Origin of the sequence: Microbacterium sp. AG238 (genome assembly GCF_003610405.1) — a bacterium.
Classification (GTDB): Bacteria; Actinomycetota; Actinomycetes; order Actinomycetales; family Microbacteriaceae; genus Microbacterium.
Map to the genome: position 1 here is coordinate 2,058,176 of NZ_RAQC01000001.1, position 18,184 is coordinate 2,076,359.

Sequence of the window (18,184 nt, forward strand, 5' to 3'; positions counted from 1 at the left end):
ACCCGAAAACCAGAAAGGCCACACCATGAGAAGAATCCGCGGCATCGGCGCCGTCGCATTCGTGGGCATCGCAGCCGTCGCGCTCGCAGGATGCCAGCAGGGCAGCGCGAACAACAGCGGGGGAGACGGCGACGTCGTCACCCTCCAGTTCCAGTCGCTCTCGGACCAGCCTGCGACACAAGCGGCCATCAGCGAGATCGTCGACGCCTGGAACGCCGAGCACGACGACGTCCAGGTCAAGATCATCCAGGCCGGCTGGGACGGCGCCTACGACAAGCTGATCACCCAGTTCTCGGGCGGCACCGCGCCCGACATCATCCACTTCGAGGCGAGCTCGATCGTGTCGTTCGCGGCCGACGGCTACCTCGCCGACCTGACCGACCTCATCGATCCCGAGCTGAAGTCGGACATCTCCGACGGCATCTGGGAGTCGGTGACCCACGACGGTCAGATCGTCGCCTACCCCTCGACCCTGCAGTCGTATATGGCGTTCGCGAACGCCGATCTGCTGGCCGAGGCCGGTGTCGAGGTGCCGACGGGCGACACGATGACGTGGGATCAGCTCCAGGAGATCGCGCGAGCGACGACCACGGCCGACCACTACGGCCTGGGCTGGGGTCTCGGTTCTCCGACCGCCACGATGATGAGCCTGTCGATGGGCTTCGACGGCGGCTACTTCGACGGCGAGGGCGACGACGTGACGATCGAGGTCGGCGACGACGAGCTCGCCGTTCCCGAGCGCATCCACGAGATGGCCTACACCGACCGATCGATCGACCCGACCTCGCTCACCCAGTCGGGATCGGACGTGCTTCCGTCGTTCTACGGCGGCAAGGTCGCGCTGACCGTGCAGGGCTCGTTCCAGGCGACGAACATCGCCGCGGATGCTCCCGAGGGTCTCAACTGGGTCGCGCTTCCGCCGCTCGAGGGATCGGCCGGCGCCGTCCAGGCCGCGAACCCGCAGACCTACTCGGTGAACATCGACTCGGAGCACGTGGAGGAGTCGGCGCAGTTCCTGAACTTCTTCATGGACGGCGAGAACCTCGCGAAGATCGCCTACGCCGACGCGCTCATCCCCTCGTCGGGTGCCGCACGCACGCAGGTCGCCGAGCTCGCCGGTGACGACGCCGCCTGGAAGCAGGTGCTCGCGTCGGGTGAGGGCCTGGTCGGCCCGCCGTTCCTGAAGGTGTCGAAGTACACCGAGTGGAAGGACACGATCGCGACGCCGGCGTTCCAGCAGTACCTGGCGAACCAGATCGACCGCGACCAGCTCGCCGCGCAGCTCAGTGACGGCTGGGCCGACGTCGCCGGTTGACGACTCGCGGGGGCGGGTCGATCCGATCCGCCCCCGCCCACACGCTCGAACGAAGAGAGGGACGTAATGGACGTGTTGCACGATCGGGTGGCAGCAGTACTGGCGGGAGCCGCCGTGGGCGATGCGCTCGGCGGTGCGACGGAGGGCTGGACCCCCGAGCAGATCGAAGAGCGGCACGGTGGACGTGTCGAGGGGATCGTCGGTCCCTTCCTGCCCGACTGGCGCACGGCTCGCCCCATCGCGCCGTACCACAAGGGCGATGGGCACGTCACAGACGACACCCTCATGACCCACGCCCTCATCGAGGTGTACGCCAAGCAGCGCCGGCACCTCGACGCGTACGACATCGCGAGCGATCTCGTGCCCCTCATGATGGGCGAGCGCCGCTGGATCCCCGAGCTCGAAGACGAGGCGCTCATCCTGCAGCGCGTGTTCCTCGCCGAGAAGTGGCTCGTCATGAAGCTGCACTACGGGCACGCCGACCCCCGCGAGGCGGGCGTCGGCAACGTCGTCAACTGCGGCGCGACGATGTACATGGCCCCCGTCGGCCTCGTGCACATCGGCGATCCGCGCGGCGCCTACGCTGAAGCGATCGATATCGCCGGCGCCCACCAGTGGTCGTACGGTCGCGAAGCGGCCGGTGTGTTCGCCGCCGCGGTCGCGGCATCCGCCACTCCCGGAGCGACGGTCGACGACGTTCGAAACGCGGTCCTGGACGTCGCGCATGACGGCACCGCCGCCGCCATCCGTGCCGTGTTCGATGCCGTCGACGCCTTCCGTGCCGCCGGCGGATCGGACGACCCGCGCGAGCTCGGTCGCGTCGTCCGCGAGGCGGTCAGGCCTTTCGACACGGTGGGCGAGGCGTACCGGTCGCCGGCGATGGATGCGCGTCTTCCCTCGCGGACGAAGGCCATCGAAGAGCTTCCCGTCGCGCTCGGCTTCGTCGTCGCTCACGACGGCGACCTGCGTGCCGCCGTGCTGGATGCCGTCAACTACGGCCGTGACGCCGACTCGATCGCCACGATGGCGGGTGCGATCTGCGGCGGGCTGCACGGCAGCGCCGCCGTTCCCGAGGAGTGGCTGAGCGAGGTCGTGACCGCGAGCCGCCTCGATCTCGACGGCGTCGTGACGACGATGGTGGAGGTCGTGCGCGATGTCGCCCGCGCTGATGCCGAGCGTGCCGCCGCCCGTGCGGAGTCGCTGTCGTCGTTGCTGTCGGTGGGGGCCGACGCGTGAGACTGACCTGGGCTCAGCCCGAAGACCTCGTGCCGGCCGAGTTCGCCGCGCTGCGCGAGCAGGGTGTGCCCGACGCCGAGCTGTCGTCGATCGAGCACCGATGGGCCGAGGCGGGCGGGGCGACGGCGCTCGCTCCCTCCGGAGCCAGCGCGACGCCGGCCTCACCCGAGCTGCGGGCGGAGGCGCGTCGCGTGCTCGACGAGCTGCAGTCGCTGCAGCGCCCGAGCGCGGATGAGCCCGACGGGTGGGATGAGATCGCAGCGCTCCTTCCGGAGTCGTCCGCGCTGACCGGTGACGCCGGCGGCGCCGTGTTCGACCGCGTGCACGGCGCGTGGCTCGGGCGGTCGGCCGGATGCCTGCTCGGCAAGCCCGTCGAGAAGATCCCCCGCGCGGGAATCGAGCAGATCGCTCGCGCCACCGGAAACTGGCCGATCGGCGGCTATTTCACCGCGCGCGGTCTTCCTACTGATGTCGCCGAGCGCTGGCCATGGAACCGCCGGTCCGCGCCGACCTCGCTCGTCGAGAACATCGCCGGGATGCCCGAGGACGACGACCTGAACTTCCCGATCCTCGCCCTCGACCTGCTCGAGAAGCACGGCTCCGCGCTGACGACCGATCACGTCGCCGAGGCCTGGCTCGCCGCGCTGCCGGCGGGGCGCGTGTTCACAGCGGAACGTGCCGCGTACCGCAACATCCTCGACGCACACCCGGTGCCCGAGACCGCGACGCACCGCAACCCGTTTCGCGAGTGGATCGGCGCCCTCATCCGAGCCGACGTGCACGGGTGGGCGCACCCCGGCGACGTACGGGCCGCGGCGCGCTCCGCATGGATCGATGCGCGACTCAGCCACACCCGCAACGGCCTGTACGGCGCCATGTGGGCGGCCGCCCTCTGCGCGGCATCCCTCGTCGCGGACTCGATGGACGATGTGCTGGATGCCGCAGACACCGTCGTGCCGCCGGACTCGCGCCTTGCCGCGGCCGTACGGCTCGGGCGCGAGACCGGTCGCGCGCTCGGCGCGGGCGAGCTCACGGCTGCCGGTGCGCTCGACGTCCTGCACGCCGAGTATGAGGGGATGCACTGGGTGCACACCCTGAACAACGCCGCGCTCACCGCGTGCGCGCTGCAGGCGCACGGTCATGACTTCGGCGCCGCCGTCGCGCTCGCCGTCGCGGGCGGCTGGGACACCGACTCGGTCGGGGCCACGGTCGGGTCCGTCGTGGGCGGCCTGGTCGGTCCGGACGGCATCGGGCGCGCCTGGACCGAGCCGCTGCGCGACAGCATCGCAACCTCGATGCCCGGCGGTCCCGAGCGGTCGATCCGCGAGCTCGCCGAGCGGACGACCGCCCTCGCGGAGGGGACCTCGTGAGCGTCGTCGTCGTCGGCAGCATCAACCAGGACATCGTTGCCCGCGTCGCCCGCATCCCTGCTCCCGGCGAGACGCTGCTGGCGTCGTCGCTCGTCCGCACGGGCGGAGGCAAGGGCGCCAATCAGGCCGTCGCCGCCCGCCGTGCCGGTGGAGCTGCGGTCGCTTTCGTCGGGGCAGTGGGAACGGATGCCGCGGGCGAGACCCTGCGTTCGGCGCTTGCATCCGACGAGATCGACGTCTCGGGGGTCGCGCAGGTCGACGAGGTGACCGGAACGGCGCTCATCTCGGTCGACGCATCGGGGGAGAACGCGATCGTCGTCGCCGCCGGTGCGAACGCCGCCCGCGACGTCCTCACCGACGTGCAGCGGGCCGTCGTCGCGTCGGCGTCGGTTCTGCTCACGCAGCTCGAGATCCCGGTGGCTCTGGTCCGCGACGCCGCAGCGGCCCGGCGCGAGGGTGCCTGGCATGTGCTGAACGCCGCGCCGTCCGCGCCCTTCGCGTCCGCCCGCGACGCACTGCTCGCGGCCACCGACGTGCTGGTCGTGAACGAGCACGAGGCCCTCGAGGCGGCGGGCATCGACGATCTCGACGAGGCGGTCACCGCGCTCGCGCGTGCGGTGCCCGGACTCGTCGTCACACTGGGCGCGCGCGGAAGCCTCGTCGTCTGCGGTGCCGAGCGCGCCGAGGTTCCGGCGCATGTCGTGACGCCGGTCGACACGACGGGCGCCGGCGATACCTTCTGCGGCGTGCTGGCTGCGGCGCTCACCGCCTCCGGGCGCCGCCCCGACGCTGTCGACCTGGATCTGCTCGTCGATGCCGCGCGGGCCGGGGCCGCGGCATCCGCTCTGGCCGTCACGCGCCCGGGCGCGCAGGACGCCGTGCCCACCGTCGACGAGGTCGCCGCCCTGCGAAAGGAGAGTCAGCCGTGAGCGGTGGATTCGACCCCCTCGTCCCCCGTGAGATCGACCGCCCGACGCCGGTGCCCCTCGGCGTCGACGTCCGGTCGGGAGACGCGGCCGTCGTCCTCGACGACGCGAAGATCTTCGTCGCGCCGACCGATCCCGCCGACGTCGAGGCGTGGCGCGCACAGCTGACGGCGTGGCGCGAGGGCGCGCGCGAACGTCACGGTGCGCCGACCCGCTACGACCAGCCGGAGTCGGCGTGGGCGAGCCGGTGCTTCACCGTCGCCCAGGTTTGGCTCTGGGACGAGCTGTTCTTCGACTTCGACGAGCAGCGCTTCACCCCCGAGCGCTTCCTCGCCGACGCGCGGCGGCGGTTCGGCGGCCTCGACGGGATCGTGCTGTGGCACGCCTATCCCGTCATCGGCATCGACGACCGCAACCAGTGGGACTTCTACGCCGTGCCGGGTCTCGTCGAAGCCGCCGAGACTCTGCGCGCCGCCGGTGCGGCCGTCTTCGTCGACTACAACCCGTGGGATGTCGGCACGCGGCGCTCGGGAGATGACGCCGTCGAGCTCGCCGCCACGGTGCGGCGCCTCGGTGCCGACGGGGTCTTCCTCGATACGCTCCGCAAGGCCGATCCCGACCTCGTCGCGGCGCTCGATGCCGCCCGCCCGGGCATCGGGCTCGAAGGCGAGTCGAAGCTCGCGACCGAGCGGATCGCCGACCACACCCTGTCGTGGGCGCAGTGGTTCGCCGACTCGGACGTGCCCGGTGTGCTGCGCGCCCGCTGGTTCGAGCGCCGACACATGCAGCACCACATCCGACGATGGCACCGCGACCATGCCGAAGAGCTGCGGTCGGCGTGGCTCAACGGCGTCGGCGTGATGGTGTGGGAGGTCGTCTTCGGCGTCTGGGTCGGCTGGAACGACCGTGACGCGGCGACCCTGCGGCGCATGCTGCCCGTGCAGCGCGGGATGCACCGCTGGCTCGTCGAGGGGGAGTGGACGCCGCTGGCGGTGCACGACGCACCGGTCTTCGGGTCGGCGTTCGAGCTCGACGGCGTGACCCTGCTGTGCCTCGTCAACACGTCGGGGACCGACGTCGACTTCGGACTCGAGACGCGGGGCCGGTGGGTGCCGCTGCACGAGCCCGGCGATCAGGTCTCGTCGGTGACGGTGCCTTCCGGCGGCGTCGCCGCCGTGGTGCGATTGGCCGCGGATGCCGCCGTGCCTGCGGTCGTGGCTGAGGTGAAAGCCACGCTGCGCGACGAGCCTCCCGTGGCGGACGCCTCGTTCCCGCATCGCCGCGCTCGGCGCCTCACTGCTCCGGCCTGGACGGGGCCGGTGCGCGACACCGGCGCGCGCGAGGAGGAGCCGACGGTGACGGTGGCTCCCGGGTCGCACGTGCTCACGGTGCGATTCCGTGCGCGCGAGACCGGGATGTACGACGGAGCACCGTACGTCGACGAGTGGAAGCCGCTGCCGCCGCGCCTGCACGATCAGCGGACGCTCGAACGAGTCGCCGAGGTGCGGCATCCGGTGAGGGTCGGGGCGTCCGAGGTGACCGAGGCCGAGTACGCGCGGTTCCTCGCTGCGATCGGCGAGCACACGGATGCCCGTGACGCCGAGCGCCCCGCGACGGGCATGACGTTCGCACGGGCTCGGGAGTACGCCGCCTGGGCGGGTGGGCGCCTTCCCACCGAAGACGAGTGGCAGCTCGCAGCATCCGACCCGTCGTTCCGGCGGCGCCAGCCGGAGGTGTGGAACTGGACGGAGTCGGAGCATTCCGACGGCCGCACCCGCTTCGTCATGCTCAAGGGCGGCAGCGCGCACCGCAGCGAGGGGTCGGACTGGTACGTCGACGGCGGTGTGCAGCGGCCGGAGTTCGCGCTCAAGCTGCTGTTGCCCGGCCTCGGCCAGGACGCGTCGCCCTCGATCGGATTCCGCGTCTGCTGGGAGGAACGCCCGTGACCCCGCTCGACGGACTGCGCGTCATCGACGCCTCGACGCTGTTCGCAGGTCCCATGGCCGCGATGCACCTCGGAGACATGGGGGCCGAGCTCGTCAAGGTCGAGCATCCGACCCGCCCGGATCCCGCGCGTGGTCACGGGCCGAGCAAGGACGGGCAGAACCTCTGGTGGAAGACGCTCGGCCGCAACAAGCGGACCGTCGCGATCGACCTGCACACGACCGACGGGCGGGAAGCGTTCCTGCGCCTCGCCCGCACCGCGGACGTCGTCGTCGAGAACTTCCGCCCCGGAACCCTCGAGCGTTGGGGGCTCGGTTACGACGAGCTGTCGGCGGAGAATCCCGGGCTCGTGCTCGCCCGCGTCACCGGGTTCGGTCAGATCGGCCCGTACCGCAGCCGTCCGGGCTTCGGCACGCTCGCCGAGGCGATGAGCGGGTTCGCCGCCGCGACGGGCGAGCCCGACGGCCCGCCGACCCTTCCCCCGTTCGGACTCGCCGACGGCATCGCCTCGCTCGCCACCGCCTACGCGATCATGACCGCTCTGCACGCCCGCGAGCGAGACGGGCGCGGGCAGGTGGTCGATGTGGCGATCATCGAGCCCATCCTCGCGATGCTCGGCCCGCAGATCACGCGCTGGGATCAGCTCGCGACCGTGCAACCCCGCACCGGAAATCGATCGGCGAACAACGCGCCCCGCAACACGTACCGCACGGCCGACGGCTCGTGGGTCGCCGTGTCGACGAGCGCACAGTCGATCGCGGAGCGGGTCATGACCCTCGTGGGCCGTCCCGACCTCGCCGCCGAGTCGTGGTTCGCGAGCGGATCGAGCCGGGCGCAGCACGCCGACGAGCTCGACGAGGCTGTCGGCAGCTGGATCGCCGGACGCACGCGCGACGAGGTCGTCGAGGCGTTCGAGGCCGCACAGGCCGCCGTCGCCCCGGTATACGACCCGTCGGACATCGTCGCGGACCCGCAGTTCCAGGCGTTGGGCACGGTTCACCGCATCCACGATCCCGACCTCGGCGACATGGCCATGCAGGGACCGCTTTTCCGGATGTCGCGTGACGAGTCGACCATCGCGTTCACCGGCCGCGCCCACGGTGCCGATACCGCCGAGGTGCTGGCGACGCTCGGTTACACAGCCGATGACATCGCCCGCATGCGCGCGGAAGGATCGATCGCATGACACGCGCGATCATGGTCGCGCTGTACGCGCCCGCCGACCGCCTGGAACGCTTCGCGAAAGCGCTGGATGCCGGAGCCGACGCCGTCATCGTCGACCTCGAAGACGCCGTGGCGCCCTCGCGCAAGGCCGCGGCGCGGGCGGCGCTCGCCGACTTCGCCGAGGCGTGGACGTCGCGCGGGGCTTCTGCCCCCGTGGTGCAGGTACGGGTGAACGCTCGGGGTGCGCAGATGCACGACGAGGATGTCGCCGCTGTCGCGGATCTGCCCGCGGCCTTCGGCATCCGTCTTCCCAAGACCGAGTCGGCGGATGACGTCGCGGCGGTCCGCGCCGCGGCACCGGGGCGCGAGGTCCACGCGCTGCTCGAGTCGGCCCTGTCGATCGAGCGGGCGTTCGAGATCGCGCAGGCCGGGGTCGCATCGCTCGCGGTCGGCGAGGCCGATCTGCGAGCGGAGATCGGTGTGCCGGCGGGGCGGGACGGCGAGCCCGGACTCGCGTGGTCGCGCGCGCGGGTCGTGAACGCCGCGGCTGCGGCGGGGCTGCCGCTTCCGCTCATGGCGGTCTGGGCGGACGTCGCCGACCTCGCGGGCCTGGAGGCGAGCTGTCGCGCCGGCCGCGCGCTCGGCTACGCGGGGCGCACCGCCATCCATCCGCGGCAGATCGAGGTGATCCGGCGGGCCTTCACCCCCACCTCCGACGAGGTTGAGCGGGCACAGCGCATCGTCGACCGGGTGCGTACTGCGTCCGCGGACGGCACGGGCGCGTTCGTGCTGGAGGACGGCACCTTCGTCGACATCGCCATGGTCAGGGCTGCCCACCGCATCCTCGACGCCGGCTCTCCGTCTCGCTGACGCCGAGAGCGCGCATCTGCACGGTGCGGGCCGCTTCGGACCGTGCGGATGCGCACCCTCGCCACCTCGCCGCTGGCGGGATCAGCGGGTGATGAGGCGGTACGGCACCTGGTGGTGCACGCCGGTCTGGCGGGCGGGGTCGCTCAGGATGTCGAGGATGGATGCCGCCGCCTCTTCGACGCCGTGGTCGACGGTCGAGAACCCCGGGATGTGGAAGCGCCCCTCCTCGATGTCGTCGAAGCCCATGACCTGCACGCGATCCGGCACGGAGACGCCGTGGGTGCCGAGGGTGTACAGCGCGCCGAGGGCGAGGCTGTCGCTGAAGCAGAACAGCGCGTCGAAGTCGGTGCCGCTCGCGATGAGGCGTGCGACGGCGGTCGATCCTTCGGCGCGATTGAACTGGGCGACCGAGGCGTACAGCGCCGGGTCGTCGGCGATGCCCGCTGCGGTCAGCGCTCGCCGGTACCCTTCGAATCGCAGCCGGGAGGTGGCGGTGGGGCCGGCTTCCTGCACGCCTACCGCGGCGATGCGACATCGCCCCTGCTCGATGAGGTGCGTGGTGGCCGCTGCCGCCGCCGAGACGTTGTCGATGCCGACGTGATGCACGGACGGATTCAGGAGCTCCTCCGCCTGCTCGCCGATCAGTACGAGCGGAGGGCCGCTCGGCCGGTCGCGCACATCGTCGGGAGTGAGGGCGAGCGGACTCATCACGATCCCGTCGAGCGCGGGGAAGCCCTCCCCGGCCATCATCGCCAGCTCCGCCGGTCGGGCGCCGCCCGTCTGCGCGATGAGAACGGTGAGCGCGCGAGTCTGCGCTGTGGATACGAACTGGGACGCGAACTCGGCGAAGTAGGGCTCACGCAGATCGGGGAGCACCAGCGCGATCAGTCCGCTGCGCCCGTTCCGCAGCTGGCGTGCGGCGAGGTTGGGCCGGTACCCGAGCTCGTCGATCGCCGCGAGGATGCGCTGCCGCATCTCGTCGCCCACCCACCCCGTCCCGTTGACGACGTTGGAGACGGACTTCGCGCTCACGCCGACGCGGGCGGCGACGTCGGCGAGTGTGACGCGGGTCATACGGGCTCCTGTCAGATGGTTCCGAGGGTCGCTGTTGACTCTAGTTCAGCGTGGAACTACTGTTTAGTTCAACGTGGAACGGAAAGCGGTTTCCACCGATCCGCTTCGGGCGGATCCACGACGAGGCCGGCATCGGAGCCGGCAGAGGGAGTCATCGCAGTGGAGCAGGATGCCGGTCGAGAGCCCGACACGACGCGTGCGAGCGCGCTGGAACCGGCGCGGCCGCGCCCGCAGCTCGTGCGTAACTCGTTCCTTCTTCTCGACGGGATGTGGGGGTTCGCTCACGATGACGACGATCGCGGTGTCGCCGACCGGTGGTTCGACGGCCGTGAGCTGCGCAGCAGCATCCTCGTTCCGTTCCCGCCGGAGTCGCCGGCCTCGGGCGTCGGCGAGACGGGCTTCCACCCGATCGTCTGGTACCGCAGGACTCTGTCCGAAGCCGACCTCGCCGCCGCCGGTCATCAGCCGAGCCAGCGTGCGATCCTGCGCTTCGGTGCCGTCGACTACCGGGCCGCCGTCTGGATCGACGGTCAGCTGGTCGGCGAGCACGAGGGCGGGCACACCCCGTTCGCCCTCGACATCACGGACGCGCTCGACGGCGACGCGCGGGAGCACGTCATCGTCGTGCGCGCCGAGGACGACCCGCACGACCTCGCGCAGCCTCGGGGGAAGCAGGACTGGGAAGAGCAGCCCCACTCGATCTGGTACCACCGCACGACCGGGATCTGGCAATCGGTGTGGCTCGAGTCCGTCGCGCCGCAGCACATCACCGGGCTCAACTGGACCAGCGACCTCACCGACGGAACGGTGACCCTCGAACTCCGGCTCAGCCGGCCCGGACACGCGATCGCGAGCGTTCGCATCGCGCACGAGGGTCGGGAGCTCGCCGCCGCGACGATGCGGACGAGCGGCACGCGAGCGACGCTGACGATCCCCCTCGACGGACAGCGCAACGGTCAGAACTACGAGCGACTCCTCTGGAGCCCCGACCGGCCCACCCTCCTCGACGCCTGGATCGACCTGACCGACGACGGCGGACGAACCGACGCCGTGGCGAGCTATCTGGGCCTGCGCAGCGTGGCCTGGAACCGGGGCGCCCTGCTGCTGAACGACCGGCCCGTGACGCTGCGGTCGGTTCTCAGCCAGGGGTACTGGCCCGAGTCGCACCTCGCCGCGCCCTCACCCGACGCCCTGCGACGCGAGGCCGAGCTGATCGCCGAGCTCGGCTTCAATTCGGTGCGCGTGCACCAGAAGGTCGAGGACGACCGCTTCCTGTACTGGGCGGACCGGCTCGGACTGCTCGTCTGGGGCGAGATGGCGGCGACGTACACGTTCGACGAACAGGCCGTGCAGCGGACGACCGCGGAATGGACGGAGGCGGTGCTTCGCGACCGGGCGCACCCCAGCATCATCACGTGGGTGCCGCTCAACGAGAGCTGGGGTGTGCAGCACATCGCCTCGCGCGCCGATCAGCGGGCCTTCGCCGAAGCGCTGTTCCACCTGACCAAAGCGCTCGACCCCACCAGGCCCGTCATCTCCAACGACGGGTGGGAGCTCGGCACCTCCGACCTGTGGACCCTGCACGACTACGAAGCCGACGGCGGCGTCCTCGCCCGCCGTTACGACGTGGACGACCAGGTGCTGCACGACCTCGTCTCGGGCATCGGCCCAGCCGGTCGCCGCGTGCGTCTGCCGGGTACGACGGACAGTGGGCAGCCGATCATGCTCACCGAGTTCGGCGGCGTGAAGTGGGCGGCCGATGCGAGCCCGGACGACTCCTGGGGCTACTCCGAGGCGCGCGGCGCAGAGGAGTACGGCCGGATGGTCGCGGACATCCTCCGCGCGGTGCAGTCGGGCACGAGAGGCACCGGCGGCCGACCCGACGGGCTCGCCGGTTGGTGCTGGACCCAGCTCACCGACACCATGCAGGAGCGAAACGGCCTGCTCACCGAATCGCGCGAGCCCAAGCTGCCCATCCAGACCATTCGCTCCCTCATCCGAGGAGCCGAGACCGGCTGAACGTCCGCCGGCGTCCGGCCGGCCACATCCCACACCTAACCCGGGCTCATGCCCGCTCAATGAGGAGAAAACATGTTGAAGAGACTGCCCGCATCGTTCGCTCTCGTCGGAGCCGCCGCCCTTCTGCTCGCCGGTTGCGGCGCCGGCAGCGGTTCGAACGCCGCTCCCGAGGACATCACCTTCGACGACGAGACCGCAGCCAAGATCAGCTTCTCGTGGTGGGGGAACGAAGACCGCGCCGCTCGCTTCGAAGAGGTCGTGGCGCTCTTCAACGAGCAGTACCCGAACGTCGAGGTCGTGCGGAACTTCAACGCCTGGGGCGACTACTGGACCGCTCGTAACACCGAGGCGGCAGGAAAGTCGCTTCCCGACGTGGTGATGATGGATGCCGGCTATCTCGGCGAATACGCCAGCAAGGGTCTGCTCGCCGACCTCTCGCCCTACCGCGACTCACTGCTGCCGCTCGAGGGCATCAACGACCAGGTGCTGGGATCCGGCACCGTCGACGACCAACTCGTCGGGGTCCCGCTGGGGACGAACGCCTGGTCGATGATGTACAACAAGGACATCCTCGACTCGTTCGGCATCGACTATCCGACCGACGACATGACCTGGGACGAGTTCAACGACTTCGTCCTCGAGGTCAACGCGGCAGGCGCGTCATCCGAACCCCGGATCTACGGGGCAGAGGACTACACGGGCGGCCTTCCGAACTTCATCTACCACCTCATGCAGGACGGCAGCCCGGTCTTCGAAGAGGACGGCTCGCCTGCGTTCGACGAGAACGATGTGATCGAATATCTCGACGGCGCCGCCGACCTTCGCGAGGACGGCGACTTCTACCCCGTCGAGCGCAGTGTCGCGCTCTCACCCAGCGGTGGCTTCCTCGCCGGCGAGACCGCGATCTGGTTCAACTTCTCGACGACGGTGCTGCAGGGAATGACGGATGCCGGCACCGAGAACATCGGCATGGTGCAGCCGCCGCTCGAGAAGGGCCAGGACGAGCACGTGCTCGCGCCCAAGCCGAGCATGCTGCTGAGCGTGGCGAAGAACTCCGACCAGAAGCAGGCTGCCGCCGCGTTCGTGGACTTCCTCACCACATCTCCCGAGGTCGCCGAGATCTTCGGCACCTCGCTCGGCACCCCGCCCACCGAAGCCGGGCGCGAGGCGATCGACCAGACCGCGGCCGACACCGTCAACCTCGACTACCTGGCGTCCATCGACGATGAGCTGACCGCCAGCTATCCGATCCTGCCCGCGGGCTACGGCACCATCGAGGCCAAGTGGGGAGAGCTGCACGAGCAGCTGCGATACGGCGATCTGACGACGAAGCAGTTGGCGCAGGAGCTCTTCTCCGAGATCTCGCTGGTACTCGGCTCCTGACCGCTCCGCACGACCCTGCCGCACGGCCGAGGCGCCGGTCCGCAGGAGAAAGGAACAACCCATGACTGCTCCTGCAGCCGTCGTCCCGGTTCGTGCGGGCTCGACCGTGCGGGCCCGGCGTGAGACGCGCGCCGGCTATCTCTTCCTGAGCCCATGGCTCATCGGGTTCTTCGCCCTCACCGCCGGCCCGATGATCGCGTCGCTGGTGCTGTCGTTCACGGACTACAACCTGTTCAACGATCCCGAGTTCATCGGCATCGACAACTACACGCGTATGTTCACCGACCCCAACTTCCTGCAGGCGGTGAAAGTCACCGGCATCTATGTGCTGGTCGGCACACCGTTGAAGCTCGCTGCGGCGCTCGGGGTCGCGCTGCTGCTGAACGCACCGCGCCGTGGGCAGGGGTTCTACCGGTCGGCGTTCTACCTGCCCTCGCTGATCGGCGGGAGCGTCTCGATCGCGATCGTGTGGAAGGCGATGTTCATCGACGACGGCATCGTCGCCCAGATCGGCTCGTTCTTCGGGGGACCGCCGGCTTCGGAGGGCGGATGGGTCGGCGATCCGGCGCGCACGCTCCCGCTGCTCATCCTGCTGACGGTGTGGCAGTTCGGCGCCCCGATGGTGATCTTCCTCGCTGGTCTGAAGCAGGTACCCCCGGAGCTGTACGAGGCGGCGTCCGTCGACGGCGCGGGCCCGGTGCGGCGCTTCCTGTCGATCACGATCCCGATGCTGTCGCCGGTGCTGTTCTTCAACCTGCTCCTCGAGACGATTCACGCCTTCCAGGTGTTCAACTCGGCCTACATCATCTCCAACGGCAGCGGTGGCCCGGCGGGGTCGACGCTCTTCTACACGCTCTATCTCTACCTCCGGGGCTTCCGCGACTTCCAGATGGGATACGCCTCGGCGATGGCCTGGGTGCTCGTGATCGCCGTCGGGCTGGTCACGCTCATGCTGTTCCGCACATCCCGGGCGTGGGTTCACTATGCGGGGGACGAACGATGACCAACACGATCACCCAGACGGAGCTCATCACCACCGACCCGTCGTCGCGGCGTCGCGGTCGCGATCTCGCGGGAGGGCGGCGTTGGCGCACGCGGGGGAGCGCGGTGGTCTTCCACGTGCTCGCGATCGCCGTGCTCGTCGTCATCCTCTATCCGGCGGCCTGGATGGTGATGTCGTCGTTCAAACCGGGCAACGAGATCATCGGATCGGTGAGTCTCGTGCCGGAGACCTTCTCGCTCGAGAACTACGCCACAGCGTTGGCCGGGATCGGCGGGGTCTCGTTCTGGACGTTCGTCGTGAACTCGCTCGTGCTCGCCGTCGCTTCGGTCGTCGGAGTCGTCCTCTCCTGCTCGGTCACGGCGTACGCGTTCGCCCGCATTCGCTTCCGCGGCAGCAAGGTGTTCTTCCTGTGCATGATCGCGACGATGCTCCTGCCGTTCCACGTCGTGATCATTCCGCAGTACATCGTGTTCAACCAGCTCGACATGATCAACACCTACTGGCCGCTGCTGCTGGGCAAGTTCCTCGCGGCCGATGCCTTCTTCGTGTTCCTCATGATCCAGTTCATCCGCGGTCTTCCCCGCGACCTCGACGAGGCCGCCCGCATCGACGGTGCCGGTCACGCGCGAACGTTCACGGCCGTCATCCTGCCGCTCATGCGCCCCGCCCTCGTCACGAGCTCGATCTTCGCGTTCATCTGGTCGTGGAACGACTTCTTCGGTCCGCTGCTCTACTTGAAGGACCCGGGGATGTACACGATGCCGCTGGCCCTGCGCCTCTACGTCGACCAGACGTCGACGAGCGACTACGGCGCGCAGATGGCGATGGCGATCCTCGCGTTGGTGCCGGTGGTCCTCTTCTTCCTCGCTTTCCAGCGATACCTGGTGGCGGGCGTCGCGACAGAGGGGATCAAGGGATGACCTCGTCGCACAAGAGAGGCGGATCGCCCGAGAGCCGCGCGGTCTTCGGCGGCTCGGGTGTCGCGGGGTTCGGCGAGATGTTCGTGGTGGGCATCGGGGTCGCTCTCCTCTCGCTTCCCCTGGTGACACTCGCCCCGGCGTTCGGTGCGGGGGTGCGGCACTTCCGCGCTCACCTCGACGACGAGCCCGACTCGATCCGGCTCTTCGCCGTCCGAGGGCTCCAGGCGGTGCGTTCGGGGTGGTGGTTCGGCACGGCCTGCGCCGTGGTCATCGCGCTCCTCGTCCTGAACGCGGTCGGCGCGGCGCTGGGCGCACTTCCCGGAGGGGTGACGTTCGCGGTCGTCAGCGGCGGGCTGGCGGTGGTCGTGTTCGTCGCGATGCTGCGAACCGCGGCGCTCTGGACGCCGGGCGCGCGGTGGATCGACCTCTGGCGGGAGGGGCGCGGCGTCGTGGTCGACGACCCGATCGGAACATCGCTGGTGCTGGTGGGCCTCGGGGTGAGCGCGACCGTGGTCTGGATGCTGCCGCCCCTCATCGTGATCGCGCCCGGGCTGATCGTCGTGTCGCTCGTCGCTGCGGAGCGCCGCCGCGCTGCGACATCATCGAGGAGAGCCGCGTAGGCGCGGCCGCGATCGGAGGAGAGCACGATGCAGTGGGATCTCGACGGCAAGGTCGTCGTCGTCACCGGCGCGGGGCGCGGCATCGGCCGCGCCATCGCCGAGACGTTCATGCGCGAGCGCGCCGTCGTCGTCCCGACGGACGTCACCGAGGACGCGGTCGCCTGGGCGGACGAAGCGCGCCGCGCCGCAGGACTCGAGGGCGCCTCCTCGGCATGCGACGTGCGTTCGACCGCCTCGGTGCGGCAGGCCGTGGATGCCGTGCTGAGCCGGTTCGGCCGCATCGACGTCCTCGTGAACAACGCCGGCATCCTGGGCGACGGTCTCATCGAGGATGCCGACGCCGAGACCTGGAACCGCGTCTTCGACGTCAACGTCACGGGAACGTTCCGCACCTGCCAGGCGGTCATCCCCGCGATGAAGCGGCAGGGCGGGGGCCGGATCGTCAACGCGGCGTCGTTCGCCGCCGTCATCCCCAGCGTCGGCGGTGCGGCGTATGCGGCATCCAAGGCCGCTGTCGTCCAGTTCACGAGGACCCTCGCGGGAGAACTGGGCCCGTGGGGGATCACCGCGAACGCGTATGCCCCGGGGATGATCCCGACCGACATGAACGGCTTCGCCGACAAATCGCACGACGAGCAGAGTCGGCTGCTCGACACCCTCACCCTCCGTCGCTGGGGCGACCCGCGCGAGGTGGCGGACGCCGTCTGCTTCCTCGCGAGCCATGCCTCGCGCTACGTCACGGGCACCCTGCTCGATGTGAGCGGCGGCAAGTTCGCGACCCAGTTCCCGCAACGCGCATACGAGATGGCGGCCCGGGCATGACCGCCGCCGAACGGCGCGTCGCGTGGATCACCGGCGCCGGCAGCGGGATGGGGCGCGCCGCCGCGCTCGCCCTGGCCCCCGATCGACGTCTCGCGCTCAGTGGCCGGCGTCCGGACGTGCTGGCGCAGACCGCGCGCGATGTGGCGGACGCGGGCGGAGAGGCCGTCGTGCTCCCGTTCGACGCCACTGACGCGGGGGCGGTAACGGCGGCTCGCGACGAACTTCTCGGTCGGTGGGGACGCATCGACGAACTCGTTCTCGCCGCGGGACTGAACTCGCCACGGCGGACGTGGGCCACGCAGTCGGTCGGCGAGGTCGAACAGGTCATCGGCACGAACCTCCACGGCGTCATCCAGGTGATCGATGCAGCCCTACCCGCCCTGCGGTCTTCTGGTTCGGCCTGCGTCGTCGTGGTGTCGTCCATCGCGGCCTGGCGCTTCTCGCCCGTCGCAGGTGTCGCGTACAGCGCCAGCAAGCGCGCGCTCGCCGCTGTCTGCGAGACCCTGAACGCGCAGGAAGCCGCCGCCGGCATCCGGGTGTGCCACCTGTGCCCGGGCGACGTCGACACGGACTTCCTGAGCCTGCGCCCCGAGGTACCCGATGCCGAAGCGCGCCGGCGGATGCTGACTCCCGAGGACATCGGCCGAACAGTGCGCTTCGTCGTCGATGCGCCCCCGCACGTGCGCATCGACGAACTGGTGATCAGTCCGGTCTGAGGGCGCGAGGGCGCGCGGCTGAGCCGAGGTCCCCGTTCGGCCGGGTATCCAGGGCGGATTCCCGGCTCAAGTGGGACATCGACCGGCTCGAGGCGCGAGACTGGGCCCATGTACTCCGAGGTGCGGTTGTCGGGCGCGGCGACTCTCTGGCGCTCGGCCCACAGCGCCGGGCGTGCCGTCATCCCCGCGGACGGATGCGTCGACCTCATCCTCCGCGACGGGCGGGTCGACGTCGCCGGCCCGTCGACACGCTGGCTCGAGACCGCGCCCGACGGCACGGACGGGTCGACCGGTGTCCGGCTCGCGCCCGGTCACGCCGCCCACGTGCTGCGGATCGACCTCGCCACGATCGCCGATCAGCTCGTTCCGCTCGACGACCTCGCCGCGGCCGGTCACGCGCGCCGTCTGCGGGAGACGATGCTGCGAGCGGCGGATCGGTCGGGGCGAAAGGATGCCGTGTCGCGGATCGCTGCGCTCGGCGACGAGAGCCCACGCTGGATCCACGGCGCTCGCCGCTCGGCGTACGACGCCGTCTCGGCCCGGGATGCTGCCGCGTCGCTCCAGATATCGGAACGCACGTTCCGCCGGCGGATGCTTGCGACGTTCGGCTACGGCTACGCCGCCCTGGTGCGGCTGGAGCGGGCTCGCCGCGCACAACGGGTGCTGCGGTCCGGCTCATCGATCGCGGATGCTGCCGCCGCGGCCGGATTCGCCGACCAGCCGCACCTCTCCCGCGAGTTCCAGCGCTTGGTCGGCCGAAGCCCCGCGCAGTTCGCGTCGTAGGTCGCAGTTCGCGTCGAGT

General features: G+C 70.4%; 16 protein-coding genes. 15 read left to right on the forward strand and 1 reads right to left on the reverse strand.

Annotated features, from left to right (window positions below; all coding sequences use genetic code 11):
- The first annotated feature begins 25 nt into the window (after positions 1 to 25).
- From DEU36_RS09630 to DEU36_RS09660, 7 genes are all read left to right on the forward strand, one after another.
- The gene (locus tag DEU36_RS09630) at positions 26 to 1,315 is read left to right on the forward strand and encodes an ABC transporter substrate-binding protein (protein ID WP_120263947.1); all 1,290 of its coding nucleotides are present in this window, start codon (positions 26 to 28) and stop codon (positions 1,313 to 1,315) included.
- A gap of 66 nt (positions 1,316 to 1,381) precedes the next feature.
- Positions 1,382 to 2,551: an ADP-ribosylglycohydrolase family protein gene (locus DEU36_RS09635; protein ID WP_120263948.1), complete on the forward strand. Its 1,170-nt coding sequence runs from the start codon at positions 1,382 to 1,384 to the stop codon at positions 2,549 to 2,551.
- Complete coding sequence (locus DEU36_RS09640) at positions 2,548 to 3,921, forward strand: ADP-ribosylglycohydrolase family protein (RefSeq protein WP_120263949.1); 1,374 nt, start codon at positions 2,548 to 2,550, stop codon at positions 3,919 to 3,921. Before DEU36_RS09635 ends, DEU36_RS09640 begins: the two co-directional genes overlap by 4 nt.
- Positions 3,918 to 4,850, forward strand: a complete 933-nt coding sequence (locus DEU36_RS09645; RefSeq protein WP_120263950.1) for a ribokinase — start codon at positions 3,918 to 3,920, stop codon at positions 4,848 to 4,850. Before DEU36_RS09640 ends, DEU36_RS09645 begins: the two co-directional genes overlap by 4 nt.
- The gene (locus DEU36_RS09650) at positions 4,847 to 6,793 is read left to right on the forward strand and encodes an SUMF1/EgtB/PvdO family nonheme iron enzyme (protein ID WP_120263951.1); all 1,947 of its coding nucleotides are present in this window, start codon (positions 4,847 to 4,849) and stop codon (positions 6,791 to 6,793) included. The genes DEU36_RS09645 and DEU36_RS09650 overlap by 4 nt, the downstream gene beginning before the upstream one ends.
- Positions 6,790 to 7,977, forward strand: coding sequence for a CaiB/BaiF CoA-transferase family protein (locus DEU36_RS09655; RefSeq protein WP_183045336.1), 1,188 nt, complete (start codon positions 6,790 to 6,792; stop codon positions 7,975 to 7,977). Before DEU36_RS09650 ends, DEU36_RS09655 begins: the two co-directional genes overlap by 4 nt.
- Complete coding sequence (locus DEU36_RS09660; protein WP_120263952.1) at positions 7,974 to 8,825, forward strand: CoA ester lyase; 852 nt, start codon at positions 7,974 to 7,976, stop codon at positions 8,823 to 8,825. Before DEU36_RS09655 ends, DEU36_RS09660 begins: the two co-directional genes overlap by 4 nt.
- A gap of 81 nt (positions 8,826 to 8,906) precedes the next feature.
- On the opposite strand, the gene DEU36_RS09665 is transcribed toward DEU36_RS09660, so the two are convergent.
- Entirely contained in the window at positions 8,907 to 9,899 is a 993-nt protein-coding gene (locus tag DEU36_RS09665; RefSeq protein WP_120263953.1) for a LacI family DNA-binding transcriptional regulator, read from the reverse strand.
- Between the two features lie 159 nt (positions 9,900 to 10,058).
- Here DEU36_RS09665 and DEU36_RS09670 point away from each other — a divergent pair, with 159 nt between their 5' ends.
- The 8 genes from DEU36_RS09670 to DEU36_RS09705 all read left to right on the forward strand — a co-directional run bounded on the left by DEU36_RS09670 (position 10,059) and on the right by DEU36_RS09705 (position 18,165).
- Positions 10,059 to 11,918, forward strand: coding sequence for a glycoside hydrolase family 2 protein (locus tag DEU36_RS09670; protein WP_259455297.1), 1,860 nt, complete (start codon positions 10,059 to 10,061; stop codon positions 11,916 to 11,918).
- A gap of 72 nt (positions 11,919 to 11,990) precedes the next feature.
- Entirely contained in the window at positions 11,991 to 13,301 is a 1,311-nt protein-coding gene (locus tag DEU36_RS09675) for an ABC transporter substrate-binding protein (protein WP_120263955.1), read from the forward strand.
- A gap of 61 nt (positions 13,302 to 13,362) precedes the next feature.
- Positions 13,363 to 14,304: a carbohydrate ABC transporter permease gene (locus tag DEU36_RS09680; RefSeq protein ID WP_120263956.1), complete on the forward strand. Its 942-nt coding sequence runs from the start codon at positions 13,363 to 13,365 to the stop codon at positions 14,302 to 14,304.
- Positions 14,301 to 15,224: a carbohydrate ABC transporter permease gene (locus DEU36_RS09685; RefSeq protein WP_120263957.1), complete on the forward strand. Its 924-nt coding sequence runs from the start codon at positions 14,301 to 14,303 to the stop codon at positions 15,222 to 15,224. Before DEU36_RS09680 ends, DEU36_RS09685 begins: the two co-directional genes overlap by 4 nt.
- The gene (locus tag DEU36_RS09690; RefSeq protein WP_120263958.1) at positions 15,221 to 15,844 is read left to right on the forward strand and encodes a hypothetical protein; all 624 of its coding nucleotides are present in this window, start codon (positions 15,221 to 15,223) and stop codon (positions 15,842 to 15,844) included. The genes DEU36_RS09685 and DEU36_RS09690 overlap by 4 nt, the downstream gene beginning before the upstream one ends.
- 27 nt (positions 15,845 to 15,871) lie before the next feature.
- Positions 15,872 to 16,666 carry an SDR family NAD(P)-dependent oxidoreductase gene (locus DEU36_RS09695; protein WP_120263959.1) on the forward strand — a complete coding sequence of 265 codons (795 nt, stop codon included), beginning with the start codon at positions 15,872 to 15,874 and terminating at the stop codon, positions 16,664 to 16,666.
- Positions 16,663 to 17,382: an SDR family oxidoreductase gene (locus tag DEU36_RS09700; RefSeq protein WP_120263960.1), complete on the forward strand. Its 720-nt coding sequence runs from the start codon at positions 16,663 to 16,665 to the stop codon at positions 17,380 to 17,382. The genes DEU36_RS09695 and DEU36_RS09700 overlap by 4 nt, the downstream gene beginning before the upstream one ends.
- A 108-nt stretch (positions 17,383 to 17,490) precedes the next feature.
- On the forward strand, positions 17,491 to 18,165 hold the full coding sequence (locus tag DEU36_RS09705; protein ID WP_120263961.1) for a helix-turn-helix domain-containing protein: 675 nt from the start codon (positions 17,491 to 17,493) through the stop codon (positions 18,163 to 18,165).
- Positions 18,166 to 18,184: the final 19 nt, after the last annotated feature.

What these genes read in the sequence shown, in the direction of transcription:
- DEU36_RS09700 (WP_120263960.1), top strand. Translation starts at nt 16,663, where the DNA reads ATGACCGCCGCCGAACGGCGCGTCGCGTGGATCACCGGCGCCGGCAGC.
- DEU36_RS09685 (WP_120263957.1), top strand. Translation starts at nt 14,301, where the DNA reads ATGACCAACACGATCACCCAGACGGAGCTCATCACCACCGACCCGTCG.
- DEU36_RS09660 (WP_120263952.1), top strand. Translation starts at nt 7,974, where the DNA reads ATGACACGCGCGATCATGGTCGCGCTGTACGCGCCCGCCGACCGCCTG.
- DEU36_RS09675 (WP_120263955.1), top strand. Translation starts at nt 11,991, where the DNA reads ATGTTGAAGAGACTGCCCGCATCGTTCGCTCTCGTCGGAGCCGCCGCC.
- DEU36_RS09705 (WP_120263961.1), top strand. Translation starts at nt 17,491, where the DNA reads ATGTACTCCGAGGTGCGGTTGTCGGGCGCGGCGACTCTCTGGCGCTCG.
- DEU36_RS09635 (WP_120263948.1), top strand. Translation starts at nt 1,382, where the DNA reads ATGGACGTGTTGCACGATCGGGTGGCAGCAGTACTGGCGGGAGCCGCC.
- DEU36_RS09690 (WP_120263958.1), top strand. Translation starts at nt 15,221, where the DNA reads ATGACCTCGTCGCACAAGAGAGGCGGATCGCCCGAGAGCCGCGCGGTC.
- DEU36_RS09680 (WP_120263956.1), top strand. Translation starts at nt 13,363, where the DNA reads ATGACTGCTCCTGCAGCCGTCGTCCCGGTTCGTGCGGGCTCGACCGTG.
- DEU36_RS09665 (WP_120263953.1), bottom strand. Translation starts at nt 9,899, where the DNA reads ATGACCCGCGTCACACTCGCCGACGTCGCCGCCCGCGTCGGCGTGAGC.
- DEU36_RS09630 (WP_120263947.1), top strand. Translation starts at nt 26, where the DNA reads ATGAGAAGAATCCGCGGCATCGGCGCCGTCGCATTCGTGGGCATCGCA.
- DEU36_RS09695 (WP_120263959.1), top strand. Translation starts at nt 15,872, where the DNA reads ATGCAGTGGGATCTCGACGGCAAGGTCGTCGTCGTCACCGGCGCGGGG.